Annotated in this window: 22 protein-coding genes, 1 tRNA gene and 1 pseudogene; 16 read left to right on the plus strand and 8 right to left on the minus strand. The window is 64.2% G+C overall.

Annotated elements, in window-relative coordinates; all coding sequences use genetic code 11:
- Positions 1–26: 26 nt before the first annotated feature.
- Together ABIA45_RS04550 and ABIA45_RS04555 are read right to left on the minus strand one after the other, a co-directional pair.
- Positions 27–227, minus strand: a complete 201-nt coding sequence (locus tag ABIA45_RS04550) for a hypothetical protein (protein WP_404651167.1) — start codon at positions 225–227, stop codon at positions 27–29.
- An 88-nt stretch (positions 228–315) separates the two neighbouring features.
- The gene (locus ABIA45_RS04555) at positions 316–1,179 is read right to left on the minus strand and encodes a formate/nitrite transporter family protein (RefSeq protein WP_404651169.1); all 864 of its coding nucleotides are present in this window, start codon (positions 1,177–1,179) and stop codon (positions 316–318) included.
- A 177-nt stretch (positions 1,180–1,356) separates the two neighbouring features.
- On the opposite strand from ABIA45_RS04555, the gene ABIA45_RS04560 reads away from it, so the two are divergent.
- The 4 genes from ABIA45_RS04560 (at position 1,357) to ABIA45_RS04575 (ending at position 3,589) form a co-directional block, all read left to right on the plus strand.
- Positions 1,357–1,797, plus strand: coding sequence for a DUF2231 domain-containing protein (locus tag ABIA45_RS04560; protein WP_404651171.1), 441 nt, complete (start codon positions 1,357–1,359; stop codon positions 1,795–1,797).
- Positions 1,794–3,128, plus strand: coding sequence for a PQQ-dependent sugar dehydrogenase (locus ABIA45_RS04565; protein ID WP_404651172.1), 1,335 nt, complete (start codon positions 1,794–1,796; stop codon positions 3,126–3,128). Before ABIA45_RS04560 ends, ABIA45_RS04565 begins: the two co-directional genes overlap by 4 nt.
- 61 nt (positions 3,129–3,189) lie before the next feature.
- Positions 3,190–3,405, plus strand: a complete 216-nt coding sequence (locus ABIA45_RS04570) for a hypothetical protein (RefSeq protein ID WP_036010879.1) — start codon at positions 3,190–3,192, stop codon at positions 3,403–3,405.
- A 13-nt stretch (positions 3,406–3,418) separates the two neighbouring features.
- Positions 3,419–3,589 (plus strand): hypothetical protein, encoded by a 171-nt coding sequence (locus ABIA45_RS04575; RefSeq protein ID WP_275511181.1) that lies wholly within the window; start codon positions 3,419–3,421, stop codon positions 3,587–3,589.
- 56 nt (positions 3,590–3,645) lie between these two features.
- Here the strand turns inward: ABIA45_RS04575 and ABIA45_RS04580 are convergent, their stop codons facing one another.
- On the minus strand, positions 3,646–4,029 hold the full coding sequence (locus ABIA45_RS04580) for a type II toxin-antitoxin system VapC family toxin (protein ID WP_404651174.1): 384 nt from the start codon (positions 4,027–4,029) through the stop codon (positions 3,646–3,648).
- Positions 4,026–4,283 (minus strand): type II toxin-antitoxin system Phd/YefM family antitoxin, encoded by a 258-nt coding sequence (locus tag ABIA45_RS04585; RefSeq protein WP_157280592.1) that lies wholly within the window; start codon positions 4,281–4,283, stop codon positions 4,026–4,028. Before ABIA45_RS04585 ends, ABIA45_RS04580 begins: the two co-directional genes overlap by 4 nt.
- 189 nt (positions 4,284–4,472) lie before the next feature.
- Here ABIA45_RS04585 and ABIA45_RS04590 point away from each other — a divergent pair, with 189 nt between their 5' ends.
- The 4 genes from ABIA45_RS04590 (at position 4,473) to ABIA45_RS04605 (ending at position 7,993) form a co-directional block, all read left to right on the plus strand.
- A complete protein-coding gene (locus ABIA45_RS04590) occupies positions 4,473–5,675 on the plus strand; it encodes an MFS transporter (protein ID WP_404651175.1) in 1,203 nt (400 codons plus the stop codon).
- Between the two features lie 180 nt (positions 5,676–5,855).
- Positions 5,856–7,085 (plus strand): CaiB/BaiF CoA transferase family protein, encoded by a 1,230-nt coding sequence (locus ABIA45_RS04595; RefSeq protein WP_404651176.1) that lies wholly within the window; start codon positions 5,856–5,858, stop codon positions 7,083–7,085.
- A 206-nt stretch (positions 7,086–7,291) separates the two neighbouring features.
- Positions 7,292–7,507 carry a hypothetical protein gene (locus tag ABIA45_RS04600; protein ID WP_036010888.1) on the plus strand — a complete coding sequence of 72 codons (216 nt, stop codon included), beginning with the start codon at positions 7,292–7,294 and terminating at the stop codon, positions 7,505–7,507.
- Between the two features lie 93 nt (positions 7,508–7,600).
- Complete coding sequence (locus tag ABIA45_RS04605; protein ID WP_157280589.1) at positions 7,601–7,993, plus strand: RidA family protein; 393 nt, start codon at positions 7,601–7,603, stop codon at positions 7,991–7,993.
- A 187-nt stretch (positions 7,994–8,180) separates the two neighbouring features.
- Here ABIA45_RS04605 and ABIA45_RS04610 read toward each other — a convergent pair whose 3' ends face one another.
- Positions 8,181–8,843, minus strand: a complete 663-nt coding sequence (locus ABIA45_RS04610) for a TetR/AcrR family transcriptional regulator (protein WP_157280588.1) — start codon at positions 8,841–8,843, stop codon at positions 8,181–8,183.
- A gap of 208 nt (positions 8,844–9,051) precedes the next feature.
- Here ABIA45_RS04610 and ABIA45_RS04615 point away from each other — a divergent pair, with 208 nt between their 5' ends.
- The 5 genes and pseudogenes from ABIA45_RS04615 (at position 9,052) to ABIA45_RS04635 (ending at position 13,054) form a co-directional block, all read left to right on the plus strand.
- Positions 9,052–10,287, plus strand: a complete 1,236-nt coding sequence (locus tag ABIA45_RS04615; protein WP_225142767.1) for an acyl-CoA dehydrogenase family protein — start codon at positions 9,052–9,054, stop codon at positions 10,285–10,287.
- A 131-nt stretch (positions 10,288–10,418) separates the two neighbouring features.
- Positions 10,419–11,477 (plus strand): phosphotransferase family protein, encoded by a 1,059-nt coding sequence (locus tag ABIA45_RS04620; RefSeq protein ID WP_404655609.1) that lies wholly within the window; start codon positions 10,419–10,421, stop codon positions 11,475–11,477.
- 103 nt (positions 11,478–11,580) lie between these two features.
- Positions 11,581–12,123: pseudogene (locus ABIA45_RS04625) on the plus strand (DUF2199 domain-containing protein).
- 63 nt (positions 12,124–12,186) lie between these two features.
- Positions 12,187–12,342, plus strand: a complete 156-nt coding sequence (locus tag ABIA45_RS04630) for a hypothetical protein (protein WP_404651178.1) — start codon at positions 12,187–12,189, stop codon at positions 12,340–12,342.
- An 85-nt stretch (positions 12,343–12,427) separates the two neighbouring features.
- Positions 12,428–13,054 (plus strand): LysE family translocator, encoded by a 627-nt coding sequence (locus tag ABIA45_RS04635; RefSeq protein ID WP_271544576.1) that lies wholly within the window; start codon positions 12,428–12,430, stop codon positions 13,052–13,054.
- Positions 13,055–13,209: 155 nt separating this feature from the next.
- Here the strand turns inward: ABIA45_RS04635 and argE are convergent, their stop codons facing one another.
- Both argE and ABIA45_RS04645 read right to left on the minus strand, forming a co-directional pair.
- Positions 13,210–14,382, minus strand: coding sequence for an acetylornithine deacetylase (gene argE, locus ABIA45_RS04640; protein ID WP_275498982.1), 1,173 nt, complete (start codon positions 14,380–14,382; stop codon positions 13,210–13,212).
- A gap of 1,090 nt (positions 14,383–15,472) precedes the next feature.
- Positions 15,473–16,258 carry an SDR family NAD(P)-dependent oxidoreductase gene (locus tag ABIA45_RS04645; RefSeq protein ID WP_109143341.1) on the minus strand — a complete coding sequence of 262 codons (786 nt, stop codon included), beginning with the start codon at positions 16,256–16,258 and terminating at the stop codon, positions 15,473–15,475.
- Positions 16,259–16,392: 134 nt separating this feature from the next.
- Between ABIA45_RS04645 and ABIA45_RS04650 the strand changes: the two genes are divergently transcribed.
- Together ABIA45_RS04650 and ABIA45_RS04655 are read left to right on the plus strand one after the other, a co-directional pair.
- Entirely contained in the window at positions 16,393–17,091 is a 699-nt protein-coding gene (locus tag ABIA45_RS04650) for a histidine phosphatase family protein (RefSeq protein WP_057029612.1), read from the plus strand.
- Between the two features lie 33 nt (positions 17,092–17,124).
- The gene (locus ABIA45_RS04655) at positions 17,125–17,892 is read left to right on the plus strand and encodes an SDR family NAD(P)-dependent oxidoreductase (RefSeq protein WP_036010906.1); all 768 of its coding nucleotides are present in this window, start codon (positions 17,125–17,127) and stop codon (positions 17,890–17,892) included.
- 147 nt (positions 17,893–18,039) lie between these two features.
- On the opposite strand, the gene ABIA45_RS04660 is transcribed toward ABIA45_RS04655, so the two are convergent.
- Positions 18,040–19,275 carry a serine hydrolase gene (locus ABIA45_RS04660; protein WP_271544569.1) on the minus strand — a complete coding sequence of 412 codons (1,236 nt, stop codon included), beginning with the start codon at positions 19,273–19,275 and terminating at the stop codon, positions 18,040–18,042.
- 148 nt (positions 19,276–19,423) lie between these two features.
- Between ABIA45_RS04660 and ABIA45_RS04665 the strand changes: the two genes are divergently transcribed.
- Positions 19,424–19,499, plus strand: a tRNA-Trp gene (locus ABIA45_RS04665).
- The last annotated feature ends 521 nt before the right edge of the window (positions 19,500–20,020 follow it).

Here is a 20,020-nt window from a genome sequence, read left to right on the forward strand (position 1 = left end):
CCGCCCGTGGCTTGACGGCCGATCAGCTATTCCTCGTCCCGTCGCTCGCGTCCCTTCCGTGCGCGATCGAGCGCGCCGCCTTGAAGCTGTCCGCCGACCTTCACGCCGGGGAGATGATCGACCTTGTTCTTGTCGGCCTCGTCGCCGCGCTGAAGTTCGCGATCAATGATGTCGCGTGATCCTTCGGCCGGTTCCTTGTCGAATGGGCTCTTGCTCTTGATGCTCATGAATGATCCTGCTTGACCGCGTTGATTGCTAGGGCAAACCCAGCTCGTCGCTATCGTTACTGTCCAAAGCAGCCGCTTCGTGCAGGCTCTATTCCCTGTGGCTATCGATTTCGGCGGCGACCTGTCCGTAGTTCAGCAGCGCAACCAGGGTCGTTCCGCCGATAATATTGCCGAGTAGCGTGGGCAGGAAGAAGTCGGAGGCATATTGGCTGAACGAGGCCAGGCCGCTCTGCACCAGAAAGGCGCACTCGATCGAACCCGCGACGATGTGCAAGAACTGGCAGAGTGCGACCACATAGGTCATCACTACGATGATGTGTGCGCGCGAGCCTTTGGCAGCCGGAAGAAGCCAGGCCATCGAGGCGATCAGCCAGCCGGCGAAGATGGCCCTGACGAAGGTACTTGAGAACGTCCCCTCGATCGTCGGCCGGCTGAGATCGATGAAGGCGTCCACGATGCGAGGTTCGAAGATGCTGGTGCGAGCGAGGACGGAGGCGGCCGCCCAGGTCCCTGCGATATTCGAGGCGAGAACCAGGATCCAGAGCTTGAGCACGCTTGCCAAGGTGCCGAGATCCCTGTTGTGCAACAGCGGCAGGATCGGTGTCAGCGTGTTCTCGGTGAAGAGCTGTTGTCGTCCCAGCACGACGACCAGGAAGCCGACGGTGTAGCCGAGCGGAGCAACTAGGCGGCGGGTCGCCTCATCCGAGATCAGCGCATGCAACTCGCCCTGAACGATCAACGACAGGCTTATCGAAAGGCCGGCGGCAAAACCGGACAGGACGATGGCCCACCATCGCCGCTCCAGCTCCTGCTCGCCTTCGGCGCGGATCGTCTCATGGATCAGCGCGGCGCTTGGCCTGCTCTGGGATTCGATCTGCCTGGTCTGGCGCCGCGACACGCCGTCGAGCTTGGATGCTGGATTGAATGAGGCGCCGTCGCCAGACTGATCCACGCTGCGGTCTCCGAAAGCCTGATCCAGTCAAGACTTCCGGATGTCCCATTCAGTTCCCCTTGCGCGGTGCAGCCTCGCTCCGGTCTGCGATGCAGCACGCGGAGGAACCTTCGTCATGAGCGGGAGTTCGCCGTGGGGGCAAGGCTAAAAGTCACGAGGCCGACCGTGCAAGACGCCATGCGCGTGCGTTCCACCGCGCAGATCGCGGGCCACCCAATTCATCCGATGCTGGTGCCCGTCCCGATCACGTGTTTCGTCGGGGCGCTGCTGACCGACATCGCCTATGTCGCCAGCGCCGAGATCATGTGGGCGAATTTTTCGGCCTGGCTGCTGCTCGCCGGAATCATCTTCGGCGTGCTGGCGGCGATCGTGGGCCTGATCGACTTCCTCGGCAACCGGCTGGTGCGGGCGCAGGCGCCGGCCTGGCCGCATCTGATCGGCAATGCAGTGGTGTTGATCCTTTCGATCGTCAATCTCATGATCCACATGCGCGATGGCTGGACCTCGGTGTGGCCGAGCGGGCTGGTTCTGTCGGGGATCACCGCGCTTATCCTCACCGTCACCGGCTGGCTCGGTTGGGCCATGGTCTATCGCCACGGCGTGGGAGTTGCACGATGACATCTGCGATGATCCGCGCGCTGCTGTGCGCGTCGCTGCTGGGCTTGGCCGGCTGCAACGACGGCAGCGGCGATCCCAACGCGCAAGTGGGCGCCAACCCGGTACTGCCTGAGATCCAACAATATCTGCTGCCGCCGGTCCACATTGCCCGCATCGTCGGCTGGAAGAAGGACGAGACACCGACGGTTGCGCAGGGCTTGCAGGCCAAGGCCTTTGCCACGGGCTTGCAGCACCCGCGCTCGCTCTACGTGCTCCCGAATGGCGACGTGCTGGTGGTGGAATCCAGGCCGCCGAAGCGCGCGCCGATCAAACGGCCCAAGGACGTCCTGGTGGGCTTCGTCATGTCCTTGGCGACCTCCGGCGGCGACAGCGGCGAGAGCAACCGCATCACGCTCTTGCGCGACAGCAACGGCGACGGCGTGCCGGAGACGCAAAGCGTCTTCCTCGACCATCTCAACTCACCGTTCGGCGTCGCGCTGGTCGGCAACGATCTCTACGTCGCCAACACCGATGCCATCGTCAGATATCCCTACACGGAAGGGGATACGAAGATCACCGCCCCGGCCACGGTGCTGACGCCGTTGCCGGGCGGTCCGATCAACCAACACTGGACCAAGAGCCTGGTCGCCAGCCCCGACGGCTCGAAGCTCTACGTCGGCGTCGGCTCCAACAGCAACGCCGCCGAGAGGGGCATGGAGGCCGAGCACAACCGCGCCGCCATCCTCGAGGTCGATCGCGCCAGCGGCCGCTGGCGCGTGTTCGCAAGCGGCCTGCGCAATCCCAACGGCCTTAGCTTCGAGCCGCAGACCGGCGCATTGTGGACGGTGGTCAACGAGCGCGACGAGCTCGGTCCCGATCTCGTGCCTGATTACATGACCTCGGTGAAGGACGGCGGCTTCTATGGCTGGCCCTACAGCTATTTCGGCCAGCACGTCGATCCCCGCGTCAAGCCGGAGCGGCCGGATCTCGTCGCCACGGCGATCGTGCCGGATTATGCGCTGAGCTCGCATGTCGCCCCGCTCGGGCTCGCCTTCAACACCGGCACCAGCCTGCCGGCCGCCTATCGCGGCGGCGCCTTCGTCGGGGAGCACGGCAGCTGGAACAGGCAGGTGCTGAGCGGCTACAAGGTCGTGTTCGTGCCGTTCACGGACGGCATGCCGAGCGGCCCGGCGCAGGACGTCGTCACCGGGTTCCTCAACAGCGACAACCAGGCGCGCGGCCGCCCCGTTGGTGTTGCCATCGACAAGACCGGCGCGCTTCTGGTTGCGGACGACAGCGGCAACACGGTCTGGCGGGTGAGCGCGACCCATCCGCAGCTGACGCAACGTTAGGCCCGCCGGCGCGTTATCGTGCAGACCTTTTTTCTGCAATCTAGAGCCAGGAGTTTGGACAATGGGCCTTGCGCAATATGCCATCGTGCCGGTGCGGGACGAATGGGGCGTGCTGCACGACGGCGACGTCAAGAACACCTACGCCACCAAGGAAGCCGCGTTCGAGTCCGCAGTCGCCGCCGCATCCCTCGCGCTGCGTGAGGGACATGAAGTTCAGGTCAGCGTGCCCGGCCGCGAGGCGGGAGGCAACGCGCTCGGCGTCCGGGACAACGCTTGAGAAGGAAGACGCGATGACCAGGCCCCGTGAGCCCAACGGCGTCGAGCCATCCCGCTCCGAGGACGACATCCAGCGCGAGCAGCTCGGCCCGCGCGGCGTGCCGGGCGCGCCCGATCCGGCCAAGATGACACCGCAGCGCGAGAAGAAGACGCCGAAGCACGTGGATCCCGGCCACACCGCGTGAGGCGGGCGTGGCGGGCTATCGGCTCGTCGAACGTCGCGGCGTTACGCCCTGGTCGACTAAGCGATTGCTGCGATATCGGTCATCGCAAAGTCATCACCGACATAGAGCAGTGCGCAGCCATGCTCCTTGGCGATATCGTAGGCGAAGCAGTCGCCGAAGTTGAGGCCGGCAGGATGATTGCCTTTGCCCCAAAGCGAGTAGATCTGCGCCACGCGTTCGGCGGATGCCTGGGTCACCGAGATCACGTTCAGGCCGAGATGTGCGATCAGATTCTTCATCTCTTCGTACACGCCGCGGCGTGCAGCGACGATCAGGCTCTCTGCCGCGGTGGCGGCCGAGATCAGGATTTCGTCCGCGGTCTGAAGCGCAGCGATGCAGGCATCGGCTTGCGGCTCGTCGAGCACGATTGCCATGAGCGCCGACGTATCGACTGCGATCATTCCGGCAGTCCATCGTTGCCGAAGAGAAAGTCCTGGCTGCGCGCCGCATCCGGGCCGGGAAGAGCTTTGGCCGCGCCACTCTTGCGGGCGGCCTCGAGCACCGCGCGGCGGGTCGCAGCGTCGGCAGGACGCTTGATCGGAACGAGCCGCACCGCTGGATGTCCATGTCGCGTCAGGATCACCTCGTCGCCGGCTTCGGCGCGACGGACGAGATCGGTCAATTGGCCCTTGGCCTCGGTGACGGAGACCCGCATCGCATTGTCCCTCTTCGCGTTTCCATAAAATGGACCAGAGAGTGGTCCATGTCAATTCAGGTCTGGCTGCCGCCGCTCTGCGAAGCAGGCTTCCATGGCATTCGGAACTGACATTCCTCGGTTCTGCAATCTCCCGCTAAGAGATGTGCGCCGGCGCAATCTGCGCCTGCCGGGCAGGCGACGTTTGGAATGCAGTTCTTGAAATTTGACGGCAGGCTCATCGGGGTCCTGCTGATGCTTGCCACCACGCAGCTGGTCGGATGGGGCACGATCGGGCTTCCCGCCATCGTCGGGCGCGATCTCGCCGCCGATCTCGGCATGAGCCTGCCGGCGGTGTTCGCCGGCACGTCCGTTCTCTACGTCTCGATGGGGCTGTGTGGCCCGTTGCTCGCCAAGTCGTTTGCGCGGCATGGCGCGCGGATGGTCATGATGGTCGGCACGATCGTCACTGCGCCGGGCTTCGTGCTGCTGTCGCTGGCGCGCGAGCCGGTGTTGTATTTCGCCGCGTGGATCGTCCTCGGCATCGCCGGCAGCGCCACGCTGTCGACCGGCGCCTATATCATGCTGAACGAGATCGCAGGAAGGCAGGCCAAGAACGCGATCGGCGCGCTGATGCTGGTGACGGGCCTGTCCAGCAGCATCTTCTGGCCGACGACCTCGTTCCTGAGCGGTCACCTCGGCTGGCGGGGGACGTGCCTGGTCTACGCAGCGATGATGCTCCTCGTCAGCCTCCCGCTCTATGCGTTCGGCGCGCCGCGCCGGAAGATCACAAAGGACGAGGGCGTCGCGCCGGTCAAGCGGTCGCCGCCGCCCGCGATTGCACGGAGCACGTTCGGCCTCGTCGTCGCCGCGATCACGCTGAACGCCTTCGTCAATTTCGGCGTCAGTGCGATCCTGATCGAGCTGTTGCGGGCGGAGGGGCTGGCGCCGGCTCAGGCGCTGGTGTTCGGCTCGATGCTGGGCGTGATCCAGGTCAGCGCCCGCGGGCTGGATTTTCTCGGCGGCGGACGATGGGACGGCATCACGACCGGGCTCGTCGCGGGCAGTGCATTGCCGGTCGCCATGCTGCTGCTGATGTCGAGCGAGGGCGCCACCTGGGCAGTCGCGGTCTTCATCCTGCTCTATGGCGCCGGCAGCGGCGCAATGGCGGTGGCGCGGGCGACCATCCCGCTGGTGTTCTATGACCAGGCCGAGTTCGCCAAGGCGATGTCGATGATCTCGCTGCCGCTCAACCTCGCCTCCGCGATCTCGCCGCCATTGCTCGCGGGCCTGCTGACGGAGTTCGGCAGCCGTGCTGCGCTCGGTCTCACGCTGGTGTTCTCCTGCGCGACGGTGCTGATCCTCGTTCTGCTCGCTCGCCGCCGGCCGAGACAGCCGGCGGTCGTGACCTGAGCCGATCACGCAATATTCGCGGCGCGGAAAGTTTTCGGACGGCGATCACCTCAGGCCCGGCAGGAGATAGCCGTATGCCGCCAGTGCAGTGCTCAGCGTGCGAAAATGGTGGTATCGGCAGGGAGCGCGGCCCCGCGATCCCGCCGCTGCGCCAAGGTTAGTTCCCCGGAGGAAATCGACATGTCGGCCCTGCCGCTCTCAGGCATCAAGATCCTTGACCTCACCCGCGTGCTGGCCGGGCCGCTGTCGGCCCAGATGCTGGGCGATCTCGGCGCGGAGGTGATCAAGATCGAGCGGCCGGGCACCGGCGACGACGCGCGCGCTTTCGGCCCGCCTTACCTCGCCGACCCCGAGGGCAAGGCCAACAACAACAATTCGTTCTACCTCTGCGCCAACCGCAACAAGAAGTCGGTCACCGTCAACATCGCCAAGCCCGAAGGGCAGGCGATCGTCCGCGAGCTCGCCAAGGACGCCGACGTTTTCATGGAGAACTACAAGGTCGGCGATCTCAAGCGCTATGGTCTCGACTACGAGACCATCAAGGCGATCAATCCCCGCATTATCTATTGCTCGGTGACCGGCTTCGGCCAGACCGGACCTTACGCGCCGCGCGCCGGCTACGACGCCATCCTGCAGGCGATGGGCGGCCTGATGAGCGTCACCGGCCATATCGACGGCGAGCCCGGCGAGGGCCCGATGAAGGTCGGCCCGTCGATCGTCGACTACATGACCGGCATGAACGCCTCGATCGGAATTCTCTCGGCGCTCTACCATCGCGATGCCAATGGCGGGCAGGGACAGCACATCGACGTCTGCCTGTTCGATACGGTGATCGCATCGCTGTCGCACTGGCTCCAAATTTACCTCGTCAACGGCAAGACGCCGCCGCGCCGCGGCACCTGGGGCAATGGCGGCATGCCCGCCGGCGTGTTCCGCTGTGCCGACGGCGAACTGATGCTGGTGGTCGGCAATGACGGCCAGTTTCAGCGCACCTGCGCCGTGCTCGGCCAGCCCGAGCTCGCGAACGATCCTCGCTTCGTCGAGAACAACGACCGCGTCGTGCACGGCAAGGAGATCATGGCGATCTTTGCCGGCCTGTTCCTGAAGCAAAAGGTGGCCTACTGGCTGGAGAAGCTGGAGGAGGCCGGGGTGCCCTCCGGGCCGATCAACAATTTCGAGCAGGTGTTCTCCGACCCGCACGTCCAGTCGCGCGGCATGCGCGTGAAGGTGAACCATCCCTTCGAGCCCGATCTGTCGCTGGTCCGCAACGCGCTGACGCTCTCGGAGACCCCGATCAAGGACTATCGCGCCCCGCCGCTGCTCGGCGAGCACACCCAGGAGGTGCTCGGCGGCAAGCTCGGCTATGATGCCGGCAAGATCGAGCAGCTGAAGGCGCAGGGCATCATCTGACGCTCTGTTCCGCGCCTGGGGCCAAGAGGCCGGGATTCATGCGCAGCGCGACTATATTGTGACAGCCGTGGACGCGCGCGCCAGGCCAGGGCTTGCGTGAAGCTTACCCGCAATCCCCAAGTAATCCCGGTCCGTAGTCGCACAGGCTTCCGCTTTGCCTCCGACTCTGATTCGATCTCTCCACTTGAAGTCGGGGAGGGAAGTGAATGTCCTACACGATCGGGTTCCAGGCCAAGGACCAGAAGGCCATTCTGGCGACCGAGGCGGCCACCGCCAATCAGGCCGTCGCCATCATTGCCGCGCTGCGGCAGAGCGCTGACGAGATCAAGTTCATCCGCTCGCCGCAGGAAGGTGAGATGGGCATCGAGATGTTGCTGCTGCTCGCTAAGGAAGAGGCCGAGGAAATGCCGCAGCGGGCGTAGTTCTCCGCATCCACACTTCGAGCTTAAGCGAAGCGTGCAGGCTACAGATTAATGTAGTCAGCAGATAGTCTCGCTTGAATCGAAGGTGGCCGCATGCAGCGCGAAGCGCTCCGCGTCGAACCGATCTCGACCTTTCTCGACCGGCGCGCTGCACCGGTCTCGCCGGTGACGCGCGCCGGCAATATGATCTTCGTCTCCGGCCTGCCGCCGTTCGATCCCGAGAGTGGCGAAATCGCCACAGCTCCGATCGAACGCCAGAGCGAGATCATCATGGAGCAGATGAAGCTGTGCCTCGAGACGGCCGGCGCCTCCCTCGACAACGTGATGAAGTGCAATGTCTACTGCACCTCGGCCGGGTACTTCGCCGCGTTCAACGCGGTCTACGCTCGCTATTTCCCAACCAATCCGCCGGCGCGGATCTTCGTCTGCACTCCGGAATGGTTCGGCCCCTTCGACGTCGAGATCGACTGCATCGCGATGATATGAGGTGCGCGCGGTTACTTTACCTCTCCCCGCTTGCGGGGAGAGGTCGGATTGCATCGAAGATGCAATCCGGGTGAGGGGGTACAGGTGCCTCGACAGTGTCACGCGCGGAGGCAGCCCCTCACCCCAACCCTCTCCCCGTAAGAACGGGGCGAGGGAGCGCAGCGTCGGTGCGGCGACGGCTTTGTTTCTAACGCGCCGCCACCTTTGATGGCGCCTTCGGCTCCGTCCGTCCCGCCGTCAGCGCCATCGTCGCCACGCTGACGACGCGCGCGACCACGTCCTCGACGTCGTCGAGGTCGCATTTGCCCTCCGAGAGCTTGGTCAGCCGTTCGCTCTCGCGGATGGTGTGATGCGCCATCGCGAGCGCGAAATTGAGGCCCCAATAGATATCGACGTCACTGCGGTCGGGCAGGGACCGCCGCATCGCGCCGATGAATTTGCGCAAATGGTCGATCTCGCGGTTCTTGATGCGGCGGATCGGCGGCACGGATTCGATCGAGGCGCGGATCATGAAGCGCGCCGCGGTCGAGCGCTGGTTCTCCGGCCCCAGGCAGCCGCGCAAGGTCGGCCCGACCAACGCGCGCAGGATGACCTCGATCGGCGCGCGGCCGCCGCCTTGCTCCTCTGCCGCCTTCAACTCGTGCAGGCGCTCGCGATTGGTGGCGATCGACCGCGAGACGAACAATTCCGCGATCAACTCGTCCTTCGAGCCGAAATGATAGTTCACCGCGGCGAGGTTGACGCCCGCCTCCGCGACGATGTCGCGCAGCGTCACGTCGCCGAAGCCGCGATCGGCATAGAGCCGCTCGGCGGCGGCGAGAATGGCAGACCTCGTATGATCGCTGGCCATGGATGCCCTCGGGGAGGGGAGTTGCAATTCAAACAGTTGTATGAAACTATCGTTTGAAGGCCGGAAAAAGTCAATCCGCAATCGGGACTCGTTCGCAGCTGCAGCCGGGTTTCGACAGGTCCGCAAGGACGCGCATTCGCGCTTGCGGGCCGCGCGAAGCGGGAGGACAGTCCGGCGCAAAAGGACCAGTGAGAGAGAGGAGCGTCGCATGGACTTCGATATGTCGCCCAAGCAAAAGGAATGGCTCGACCGCGTGCGGTCCTTCATGGCCAAGCACGTGCGCCCGGCAGTGCCGATCTACGATCAGCAGGACAAGAGCGGCGACCGCTGGAAGGTGATCCCTGTTCTCGAGGAGCTCAAGAAGAAGGCGAAGGCCGAAGGCCTCTGGAACATGTTCATGCCGCCGAGCGAGCATGAGGACGACGAATTCCGCGGCGCGGGACTGACCAATCTCGAATACGCGTTGCTGTCGGAAGAAATGGGCCGCATCACCTGGGCCTCGGAAGTGTTCAATTGTTCCGCGCCCGACACCGGCAACATGGAAGTGTTCATCCGCTACGGCACCAAGGAGCAGAAGCGGAAATGGCTGCGGCCGCTGATGGACGGTGAGATCCGCTCCGCCTTCCTGATGACGGAGCCGGCGGTGGCCTCGTCCGACGCCACCAACATCGAGACCCGCATCGAGCGCGATGGCGACCATTACGTCATCAACGGCCGCAAATGGTGGTCGTCCGGCGTCGGCGATCCCCGCTGCAAGATCGCGATCCTGATGGGCAAGACAGATTTCAAGGCGGCCAAGCACCAGCAGCAGTCGCAGATCCTGGTTCCGCTCGACACGCCCGGCATCAAGGTCGAGAAGATGCTGCCGGTGTTCGGCTTCGACGATGCGCCGCACGGCCATGCCCAGGTGCTGCTCGAGAACGTGCGCGTGCCGAAGGAGAACATCCTGCTCGGCGAAGGCCGCGGCTTCGAGATCGCACAGGGCCGCCTCGGTCCGGGCCGTATCCATCACTGCATGCGCACCATCGGCAAGGCCGAGGAGGCGCTGGAGAAGATGGTGAAGCGGCTTGCCTCGCGCACCGCGTTCGGCAAGAAAATCGTCGAGCACAGCGTGTGGGAGCAGCGCATCGGCGAGGCCCGCACCAACATCGAGATGACGCGTCTTCTGTGTCTCAAGGCGGCCGACATGATGGACAAGGTCGGCAACAAGACCGCGCAGGCCGAGATCGCCATGATCAAGGTCGCGGCGCCCAACATGGCGCTGAAGATCATCGACGAGGCGATCCAGGCCTTCGGCGGCGGCGGTGTCTCGGACGAGGCCGGCCTTGCCAAGGACTACGCCCACATCCGCACGCTCCGTCTCGCCGACGGTCCGGACGAGGTCCACAACCGCGCCATTGCCAGGCTCGAACTTCGGAAGTATGCCAACTCTCCCAATCACTAAGCGGGGGAGCCCTGCGGCGCTCCCGACTTGAAGAAGCGACGGGACATGATCCAATTGCGGTAACCGCTTGACGCAAGTGCGTCAGCGGTTACCGATTAGGATCATGTTCGGACTGAAGAGGGAGCGTGACCGTGGTTGACGGCGTCAGGAAAGACGAGGAGTTTTCGGGCACCAAGCCGGTCGAGGAGCGGCATCGCTTCGACGAGATGCGGCTCGAGGCCTGGATGCGCGAGCACGTCGAAGGCTTCGAAGGCCCGCTTGTGGTGCTGCAGTTCAAGGGCGGGCAGTCCAACCCGACCTATCGCCTCAACACACCGAACCGCTCCTACGTGATGCGCCGCAAGCCGTTCGGCAAATTGCTGCCGTCGGCCCATGCCGTCGACCGCGAGTACCGGGTGATCGCGGCGCTTGGAAAGCAGGGCTTTCCGGTCGCGCGCGCCTATGCGCTGTGCCAGGACGACGGCGTCATTGGAGCTGCCTTCTACATCATGTCGATGGAGGAGGGGCGCGTGTTCTGGGATCCGACGCTGCCGAGCCAGAACAACGATGCGCGCCGACAGATCTTCACCAGCAAGATCGAGACGCTGGCCAAGCTCCACATGTTCGACCCTGTTGCCATCGGGCTCGGCGACTTCGGCAAGCCCGGCAACTATTTTGCCCGCCAGATCGACCGCTGGACCAAGCAATATCGCGCGTCCGAGACCCAGCACATTCCGGAGTTCGAGAAGGTCGCCGAATGGCTGCCGAAGACGGTGCCAGAGCAGGCGCGCGTCTCCATCGTCCATGGCGACTATCGCCTCGACAACATGATTTTCCACGCGACGGAACCGCGCGTGCAGGCGGTGCTGGACTGGGAGCTGTCGACGCTCGGCGATCCCATGGCCGACTTCACCTATCTCTTGATGCAGTGGATCATGCCGGGCCTCGACGGTGCCGACCTCAAGGCGCTCAATATCCCGAGCCTCGAAGAGGCCGCGCAGATCTATTGTAGCGTCACAGAGATGACGGTGCCTGATCTCAACTGGTACTTTGCCTACAATTTGTTCCGTCTCGCCGGCATCACCCAGGGCATCGCCGGCCGCGTCCGCGACGGCACCGCCGCCAACGCCAAGGCGCTCGAATCCGCCAAGCGCACCGTGCCGCTGTCGAAGGCGTCGTGGGAGTATGCGCAGAAGGCCGGCGCGGTGTAGGAAGAGCGAAGGCGCGGTTGATGGCCGCGCCTTTCGCTTATGACGTGGAGGCCGCTTCGAAGAGATGGACAACGATCTATCCAACGACCCGCGCTGGCGCCGCATGTGGGAGCGGCCATGGCGCTGCGAGTCCTGCCAGGGCGAGCACAAAGGCATATTCGATCTCGCTTGCGACAATCCCGAGCAATGGCCGGGAAAGGTGCGGATTGCACCGAACAGTGCGCTCGATCTGAACAGCGACTTCCTCTCGGAGGATTTCTGCGTTCTCCGCGGCGAGCACTTCTTCGTGCGCGCGGTGCTCGAACTGCCCATCATTGGCGGTGAGGGCAAGTGCTTCGGGTTCGGTGTATGGGGGACGCTGTCGCGCTAAAACTTCGAGCGTTATGTCGAGAGTTTCGACAGCGGCGAGCAGGCGAAGCTCGGACCGTGCTTTGGATGGTTCTCGAACCGCCTCGCAGGCTACCCGGACACTCTCAATCTCAAATGCCGGCTGCATTTTCAGAGCGGCCGCCAGCGACCAAAAGTCGAGCTGGAGCCGACCGAGCACCCGCTAGCAGTGGAGCAGCAGCGTGGAATAACCTTCGATAGATTGCTCGAAATCTACGCGCTGTACGGCCACGACATCAGGCGCGCGTTGTCGGACTGACCGAGCGGCGACCTTTGACATCCCGTGGCCCGATCCCATCTCCGCCAAGCACGGAGAATGATCATGATCCAGCAACTGCGCATCTACGAAATCTTCGAAAAGAACAAGGCTGCCTTTCACGCCCGGTTCCGCGACCATGCCGCGCGCATTATGCGAACCCGATACGGCTTCCAGATCGTGGCGATGTGGGAGACGAAGTCAGGCGATCGCTCATGGTAGGGCAGATCGAGGACCTCCTGCTGGCGCCGGTGGACTATTCGCCGTCGTCTAGCCTCCTACGCTGACCCGCTTCGGAGATTCGACCATGATCGATCGTGCCACGCTCATCACCTACGTCGTCATCGTCCTCGGTTTTGTGTTCATCCCGGGCCCGGCGACGCTGCTCACCATGGCGCGCGCCGCAAGCTCCGGCACAAGGGCGGGAATTGCGACCGGCGCCGGCATTGCGGCCGGTGACTTGATCCACACCAGCATGGCGATCGTGGGCCTCTCGGCGATCATCGCGACCTCAGCGCTGCTGTTCAGCATCGTCAAATATGCAGGCGCGGCCTTCCTGATCTATCTCGGCATTCGCGCCATGCTCGACAGGGCGCCGGTCGAATTGAACAGCGCCGCGTCCGCGATTGGCGCGGGCCGTGCCTTCCGCCAAGCCGTACTGACCGAAGTGCTCAATCCCAAGACCGCACTGTTCTTCCTGGCGTTCCTGCCGCAATTCGTGAAGCCGGAGCACGGTGCGACCGCACTTCAGCTTGCCATTCTTGGTGTCGTCTTCGTGCTGCTCGGTCTCGTCAGTACCGTCGTATTCGCTGTCGGCGCCGGCCGCCTCGGCAAGCTACTGCGCCGCTATCCGGCGGTGGTGAAGTGGCAGGGCAAAGTGGTCGGGACCATCTACTGCGCCGTCGGCGTGCGGCTGGCCTTGCAGGAGCGATAAGGCGCGGTGAGCCCGTAGTCGCAATGAGTGCGACGATATCCGGATAGGTGGTTCCCCCGCGCTCCGTCATTGCGAGCGAAGCGAAGCAAGCCAGAGTCGTTCCGCGGTGACAGCCTGGATTGCTTCGTCGCTTCGCTCCTCGCAAAGACGGCGGACTACCCTTTCGCACAATGCGCGATCAGCCTTTCCACGAACCCCGCGCATTTCTCCAGCTCCGCCATCTCCACGAACTCATCAGGCGTATGCGCTTGTGCGATCGAGCCCGGGCCGATCACCACGGAGGGAATGTCGGCGATGTCGGCGAACAAGCTCGCCTCGGTGCCGAAGGCGACCTTGGCGTGGTCGTTGCGCCCTGCCAGGCTCTTGGCCAAGGTGACGATGGCGGCGTCGGCGGCGGTGTCGAGCGCGGGATAGTCGAGGATCTCCTCGAAATCGATTCCGCAATCGGGATGTCTCGCCTTCATCGCCGGCTCGATCTCGGCCTTGGCCCAGGCGACGATCGCATCGGTCACCTCCTTGGACTCGGTGATGCCGATGCCGCGGCATTCGAAATCCACGGTGCAGGTATCAGGCACGATGTTCAGCGCTGCGCCGCCGTGCACGATGCTGGTGAGCAGCGTCGAATGCGGGACGTCGTAGAGGCTGTCGGTCGATTGCGCAGCCTCAAGCGCCACGGCGCGGCGGCGGATCTCGACGATCAGCTCGGCGGCATATTCGATCGCATTGACGCCGTCGGGCGCGATCGAGGAATGACGCGCGAGCCCGTGGAACGTGGCGCGTACACCGTGCTTGCCCTTGTGGCCGATAATGACCTGCATCTGGGTCGGCTCGCCGATGAAGGCGCCGAGTGGCCGGACCCTCTTCTTCGCGACCTCGTGCAGCATCGGCCGCACGCCGACGCAGCCGATCTCCTCGTCATAGGAGATCGCCAGATGAATCGGCGTCTTGAGTCTCGCCTCCACCATCTCCGGCACCATGGCGAGGCACACCGCCACATACCCCTTCATGTCTGTGGTGCCGCGGCCGTATAGCTTGCCGTCACGCTCCACCAGCTTGAACGGATCATGGCTCCAGTCCTGGCCCACGACAGGCACCACATCGGTATGGCCCGACAGCACGAAGCCCGGCCGATCCTCCGGCCCGATCGTGACCCAGAGCGAAGCCTTCTCGCCGGTCTCGTCGACGATGCGCTCACCCTTGAGGCCGAACGCGGCGAGATAGCTCTCGATATGGGCAATCAGGGGCAGGTTAGTGCAGTCGCTGACGGTGTCGAACGAGACGAGGTCGGCGAGGAGTTTTCGGATGCGGTCGGGTCTTGAGCTTGGCATTGTCATGTTCTGTTGGAGAGCAGGAAGGCTGAAGCGCCTGCAGGAACCATACCAACGTGGCGGCCGGTCGGGCAAATCAACACAGTCCCGTAGCCCGGATGGAGCGCAGCGCAATCCGGGACCGCTGTGCGTGCCGGCGAGACTCCCGGATTACGCCTCCGCTCCATCCGGGCTACAAGCTGTCGCGTTGCCCGACGGGCAAAACACCCAAGATGCCGGTCAATCTCGGTCGCCAAAAATATTCCACTTCACCGAAATTCGGAAATCGCGTATGTGTCGCGCAACCCGGCCCAAGGAAGAGGGGCGTATCGCGATCGTCACGAAGCGGGCCGGGGGGCGGTGGACGCTGATGGCGTTGGCGCGAAAAGCTTCGCAGGGCGGAGAGCCGTGAGCGAAGACCTCGCGCCAACGACGGGTGCGGCTTGCGTACGGCAAAATCGTGTGGTCCTGGCGCCCGGGGTCTGTGCGCCAAGTCTTGTGGTGATGTGAGCGGCCCAACCGGGCCCACGCGTCAGCCATCCGCAAGACGACGGGGGCAATAGTGCATCGCTCCCCGGGGAGAGCACGACATAAGCCGTAAAGCCACTGCGCAGGGAAGGCCGGATGTTTGGCTTCACCTGTATGCCGCTGTGCAAATTCTTCGTTGCCACCTTTCGCACAGTGGACCGTGGGTGCCCGGCCGCACCCGGTCTTCCCTGCGCCCTCTTTCAATTGAGGGTGAGCAAAGCTCGGGCGAGTCCGCCGCGAGGATGCGAAGGTGTGTCCGCAAATGAGATGTCCGTCGCAGAACGGCGCCGGCGCCACTTGCTCCGTCATTGCGAGCGCAGCGAAGCAATCCAGAGTCTTTCCGCGGATGCAGTCCTGGATTGCTTCGCTGCGCTCGCAATGACGATGTTGAGGCAGTATCGCGCCGAGCATCGCTCTCGTGCCCCGGACGCAGCGCAGCGCCTCCCCGGCGATGCGAAGCATCGTCCGGTTGGGCGGTGCGCTGCAGAGCCGGGGCCTATGTTGCAGCGAGTTCTGCAGCCTGCTGGATCCCGGCTCTGCAACGCATCGCTTACGCGCTGCGTCGCGTCCGGGACACCGCGAACTAAACCGGCTTGCCCGTATACGGCATCGATGCCGTCAAGCCGCCGTCGACCGGGAACGCCTGGCCGTTCACATACGAAGCCTCGTCGCTCGCCAGGAACAGTCCCATCGCCGCGAGCTCGTGCGGCTGTCCCGGCCGCTTGAGCGGGTTGAGCTGGCCGATCTTGTCTTGGGTGCCGCGCTCCTTGGCGCGGTCGAAGATCGGCTTGGTCATGCCTGTTTCGATCAGGCCGGGGCAGACCGCATTGATGCGCACGCCGGTGCCGGTGAGCGAATACGCCGTGGTCTGCACCAGGCTGATCACGCCGGCCTTGCTCGCGGCATAGGGATGCCCGCTCGCGCCGGCCTTGAGGCCGGCGACAGAGGCGGTCAGCACGATCGCGCCGGACTGCTGCTTGACCATGTGCGGCATGGCGTACTTCACCGCGAGGAACGGCCCGATCAGGTTGACGCGCAGGATTTCCTGCCAATGCTCGACGGTCTGCTCGGCGAGCGGAACGAGTCCGCCGGAGACGCCGGCATTGGCCCAGATCACGTCGAGCCGGCCGTGCGTCTTCACCGCCTTGTCGATCACAGCGATGACGTCTTGTTCGGAGCCGGCATCCGCAACCATCGCTTCCGCGACGCCGCCGGCCTTCTTGATCTCCTCGACCGTCTCCTTCACCGCCTCGGTGCGATCGACCGCGATCAGCTTGCCGCCTTCCTTGGTGAACAGCAGCGCAGCCGCGCGACCGATGCCGCTGCCGGCGCCGGTGATGATGACGGATTTGCCTTGCAGGCGGCCCATGCGTTTCTCCCTTTATGCTCGTGCACGACGCTTGCCGCGCGACGGAATTTCAAACAAGATTTCAAACGGCAAAGTGTCTTGAGACACGTTCACTACTCACGTACAGCGACAATAGACGGGATGGAAGGGTTTCGATGGCAGGTGCAGACAAGCCGAACGTGGTCATCACGCGGTGGTGGTGGGTCCGTCACGCGCCGGTGCGCAACGACGGCGGCAACATCTACGGGCAGAGCGACATCGCCTGTGACACCAGCGATACTTATGTGTTCAATGCTGTTGCCAAGGTGCTGCCACGCCAGGCGGTCTGGTATTCGAGCAATCTGATGCGCACCCATCAGACCGCCGAGGCGATCTGGGCCGCGGGTTTTCCAAGGCCGGCAGCGCTGAAATGGGAGGCGGATCTCGCCGAGCAGAACCTCGGCCGCTGGCAGGGCATGAACCGCGCCCAGTTCATTGCCAGCCGCCCCGTCGGTGCGAGCTGGTTCGCCGACATCAACGAGCCCGCGCCCGGCGGTGAAAGCTTCATGGACCTGTACAACCGCACGCGCCGCACCATCGAGCGGATCAACGCCGAGGCGGCCGGGAAGGACATCATCGCAGTCGCGCATGGCGGCACTATCAGGGCGGCAGTGGGTTTCGCGCTCGGCGGGCAGCCGGAACGCGGGCTGTCGTTCGACATCGACAATTGCTCGGTGACGCGGCTGGATTATTTTGCGAGTCCCGATCGCACGGTCTGGCGGCTGCCGATGGTCAATCAGCAGCCTTGGATCGCCGATCCCGCGCACGCGGCGATGCATCAGCCGGCGGGACCGGAAGTCAAGAAGCTGGCCTGATACTGAATACGAAAATCAATCTGGGAGAGAAACATGACCTTGTTCGACATGAAGGGGAAAGTCGCCGTCATCACGGGCTCGACGCGCGGCATCGGGCTTGCGATCGCCGAGCGCATGGCCGAGCACGGCGCCAAGGTGGTGATCTCCTCGCGCAAGGCCGACGTGTGCGAGCAGGTGGCGAAAGGCATCAACGACAGATTTGGCAAGGGCACCGCGGTCGCGGTCGCCGCGAACATCTCCTCGAAAGAGAATCTGCAAAACCTCGTCGACGAGAGCAACCGCGCCTTCGGCAAGATCGACGTGCTGGTCTGCAACGCCGCATCGAATCCATATTACGGCCCGCTCGCCGGCATCTCCGACGATCAGTTCAGAAAGATCCTCGACAACAACATCGTCGCCAACAATTGGCTGATCTCGATGGTGGTGCCGCAGATGATCGAGCGCAAGGACGGATCGATCATCATCGTCTCCTCGATCGGCGGCCTCAAGGGCTCGACCATCCTCGGCGCTTACGCCATCTCGAAGGCCGCGGACATGCAGCTCGCGCGCAACCTCGCCTGCGAATACGGCCAGCACAACATTCGCGTGAACTGCATCGCGCCGGGCCTCATCAAGACCGATTTTGCCAAAGCGCTGTGGGACAATCCGGAGAACCTGAAAGCCTCGACCTCGCGCTCGCCGCTCTTGCGCATCGGCATCCCCGACGAGATCGCCGGCGCGGCCGTGTTCCTGGGCTCGAAGGCCGGCGACTTCATGACCGGCCAGACCATGGTGATCGACGGCGGCGCGACGATCAGTTGAGATAACGACCGTGTCCCGGACGCGGTGCAGCACGAAGTGCTGCTCCGCAGAGCCGGGACCCAGAAAACCAAGACCGCGGTTGTGGAGGCATGGGCCCCGGCTCTGCGCAGCAACGCAAGGGCGTTGCAGCGCGTCCGGGGCACGAGACTAATCCACCGCCGCGTACACCAGATCTCGCACCAGGGTCCGCGTGTAGTCGCGCTGTCCCGGCCCCTGGCTCATGAACACTGCGAACAGATCCTCCTTCGGATCGATCCAGAAGAACGTGCCGGCAATGCCGCTCCAGAAATACTGGCCGACGCTGCCGGGGAAGGGCGCGATGCCGGCCTCGCGGCGCACGGCAAAGCCGAGGCCGAAGCCATGGCCCGGCGATAGCAGCGTGCCGTTGGTCGGCACGCCTGGCCCGAGGTGATCGGAGGCCATCAGCTCCAGGGTCTTGCGGCCGATGATCCTGTTGCCGTCGAGCGTGCCTCCATTGCGCAGCATCAGGCAGAAGCGGGCGTAGTCCATCGTGGTCGAGACCAGGCCGCCGCCGCCGGACTCCATCACGGGCTGCTCGAGCATGTTGAACAGGGCGACCTTCTCGCCGGTCCACGGGTCGGCCGCGAACGGCTCGGCAAGGCGGCCGGCATTGGCCTGGCTTGTCGAGAAGCCGGTTTCGGCCATCTGGAGCGGCGCAAGCACGCGCTCGGTGAGGAACTCGCCGAGCGATTTGCCGCTGACGACTTCGATGATGCGGCCCAAAATATCTGTGGAGCGGCTGTAGTTGAACTCCGCGCCGGGCTGGCAGACCAGCGGGAAGCTCGCCACCAGCGCGGCATGTTCGGCGTTGGTGATCTTGCGGCTGCGGACGCGGGACTCCTGGTAGAGCTTGTGCACGGGGCCGTCGCCCTGGTGCTCGTAGGTGAGGCCGGAGGTGTGGCGGAGCAGGTCCTGCACGGTCATGGGCCGCGCCGGCGGTACCAGCTCCAACCGGCCGTCCTTGACGACGCCGACCTGCTGGCTCGCGAACTCCGGGATGAACTTTGCGACGGCATCGCTGAGCAGGAGCTGTCCGTCCTCGACCAGCGCCATGATGCCGACCGAGACGATCGGCTTGGTCATCGAGAAGATGCGGAAGATCGAATCGCGCGCCATCGGCGCCGCGCCTGCCGGGCTCTGCTTGCCGAGCGCCTCGAACCAGCCGATCTGGCCGCGCCTCGCCACCAGGACGGTGACCCCGGGAACGGTTCCCTTGTCGATCTCGCGCTTGAAGGCGTCCGACATGGCCTGGATCCGCGGCCGCGACAGCCCGAGCGTCTCTGGGCGCGCTTCCGGCAAAGCTGGGGTGTGGGGCGCGTTTGCGGCCTGCGGGGCGGCAGTGGCGGTCGCTGTAGCGGTCATGGGCACTCCCGATTGTTTTTCGTTATGGCCGATGGACTGTGACCCAGAACCCCCAGCACAAACAAGCGAAGCCGGCGCGGTTCACCCTTGCAAACCGGCCGCTCTCTGTGCTTGAAAGCGCCCCTGATCCGCGGCGACGCGGGTTCGTAGGAGTGTAGCTCAATTGGTAGAGCACCGGTCTCCAAAACCGGGGGTCGCAGGTTCGAGCCCTGCCACTCCTGCCAGATAATTCAATGGCTTAAGCGGCTCTTTATCTCGAACAGACGCTGAACTGGACCCAAACGGGTCAGGACCCAAAAATCCCGGCAGAGATGGTTTTGATGACGGACGCGACCGATGTGTCCGCCGTCTACTTGCGCTTGCGCTTGGCGTAGTTCCTGAGCAGCACCGCCGGATCGTCGCCGATCCGCTCCGCCACCACATGCACCGGCACGCCCTTGTCGAGCAGCAGGGTCGAGTGTGTGCCGAGTAGGTGGTGAAATTCGAACCCCTCGAAGCCCAGGGCTTCAGCCGTGCGGCGGAACTGCTTCGAGAAAGAGCTCGCATCACGTGGCTTTGTGAAATCGAAGTCCTCGCCGGCTGCGGGCGGCGCCGGGAAGATCAGCGTGTCCTCGGGTAGGCGGACGAGGCTCGGCCCGCAGCATGCACACCTACATCTTCCGCTGCTATGATCTGGTCCTGACGTCGCCCGAGGCGGACCTGGTTCGGGATGTGGGCTGCCATGTCCATAAGGCCGCGAGCAAGC

This window comes from Bradyrhizobium sp. USDA 336 (assembly GCF_044908355.1).
Taxonomy (GTDB): domain Bacteria; phylum Pseudomonadota; class Alphaproteobacteria; order Rhizobiales; family Xanthobacteraceae; genus Bradyrhizobium; species Bradyrhizobium yuanmingense.

Excerpts from the sequence above, each read along its gene's own strand:
- ABIA45_RS04550 (WP_404651167.1), bottom strand. The coding sequence starts at position 227 with ATGAGCATCAAGAGCAAGAGCCCATTCGACAAGGAACCGGCCGAAGGA.
- ABIA45_RS04560 (WP_404651171.1), top strand. The coding sequence starts at position 1,357 with ATGCGCGTGCGTTCCACCGCGCAGATCGCGGGCCACCCAATTCATCCG.
- ABIA45_RS04565 (WP_404651172.1), top strand. The coding sequence starts at position 1,794 with ATGACATCTGCGATGATCCGCGCGCTGCTGTGCGCGTCGCTGCTGGGC.
- ABIA45_RS04570 (WP_036010879.1), top strand. The coding sequence starts at position 3,190 with ATGGGCCTTGCGCAATATGCCATCGTGCCGGTGCGGGACGAATGGGGC.
- ABIA45_RS04575 (WP_275511181.1), top strand. The coding sequence starts at position 3,419 with ATGACCAGGCCCCGTGAGCCCAACGGCGTCGAGCCATCCCGCTCCGAG.
- ABIA45_RS04580 (WP_404651174.1), bottom strand. The coding sequence starts at position 4,029 with ATGATCGCAGTCGATACGTCGGCGCTCATGGCAATCGTGCTCGACGAG.
- ABIA45_RS04585 (WP_157280592.1), bottom strand. The coding sequence starts at position 4,283 with ATGCGGGTCTCCGTCACCGAGGCCAAGGGCCAATTGACCGATCTCGTC.
- ABIA45_RS04590 (WP_404651175.1), top strand. The coding sequence starts at position 4,473 with ATGCAGTTCTTGAAATTTGACGGCAGGCTCATCGGGGTCCTGCTGATG.
- ABIA45_RS04595 (WP_404651176.1), top strand. The coding sequence starts at position 5,856 with ATGTCGGCCCTGCCGCTCTCAGGCATCAAGATCCTTGACCTCACCCGC.
- ABIA45_RS04600 (WP_036010888.1), top strand. The coding sequence starts at position 7,292 with ATGTCCTACACGATCGGGTTCCAGGCCAAGGACCAGAAGGCCATTCTG.
- ABIA45_RS04605 (WP_157280589.1), top strand. The coding sequence starts at position 7,601 with ATGCAGCGCGAAGCGCTCCGCGTCGAACCGATCTCGACCTTTCTCGAC.
- ABIA45_RS04610 (WP_157280588.1), bottom strand. The coding sequence starts at position 8,843 with ATGGCCAGCGATCATACGAGGTCTGCCATTCTCGCCGCCGCCGAGCGG.
- ABIA45_RS04615 (WP_225142767.1), top strand. The coding sequence starts at position 9,052 with ATGGACTTCGATATGTCGCCCAAGCAAAAGGAATGGCTCGACCGCGTG.
- ABIA45_RS04630 (WP_404651178.1), top strand. The coding sequence starts at position 12,187 with ATGATCCAGCAACTGCGCATCTACGAAATCTTCGAAAAGAACAAGGCT.
- ABIA45_RS04635 (WP_271544576.1), top strand. The coding sequence starts at position 12,428 with ATGATCGATCGTGCCACGCTCATCACCTACGTCGTCATCGTCCTCGGT.
- argE (WP_275498982.1), bottom strand. The coding sequence starts at position 14,382 with ATGCCAAGCTCAAGACCCGACCGCATCCGAAAACTCCTCGCCGACCTC.
- ABIA45_RS04645 (WP_109143341.1), bottom strand. The coding sequence starts at position 16,258 with ATGGGCCGCCTGCAAGGCAAATCCGTCATCATCACCGGCGCCGGCAGC.
- ABIA45_RS04650 (WP_057029612.1), top strand. The coding sequence starts at position 16,393 with ATGGCAGGTGCAGACAAGCCGAACGTGGTCATCACGCGGTGGTGGTGG.
- ABIA45_RS04655 (WP_036010906.1), top strand. The coding sequence starts at position 17,125 with ATGACCTTGTTCGACATGAAGGGGAAAGTCGCCGTCATCACGGGCTCG.
- ABIA45_RS04660 (WP_271544569.1), bottom strand. The coding sequence starts at position 19,275 with ATGACCGCTACAGCGACCGCCACTGCCGCCCCGCAGGCCGCAAACGCG.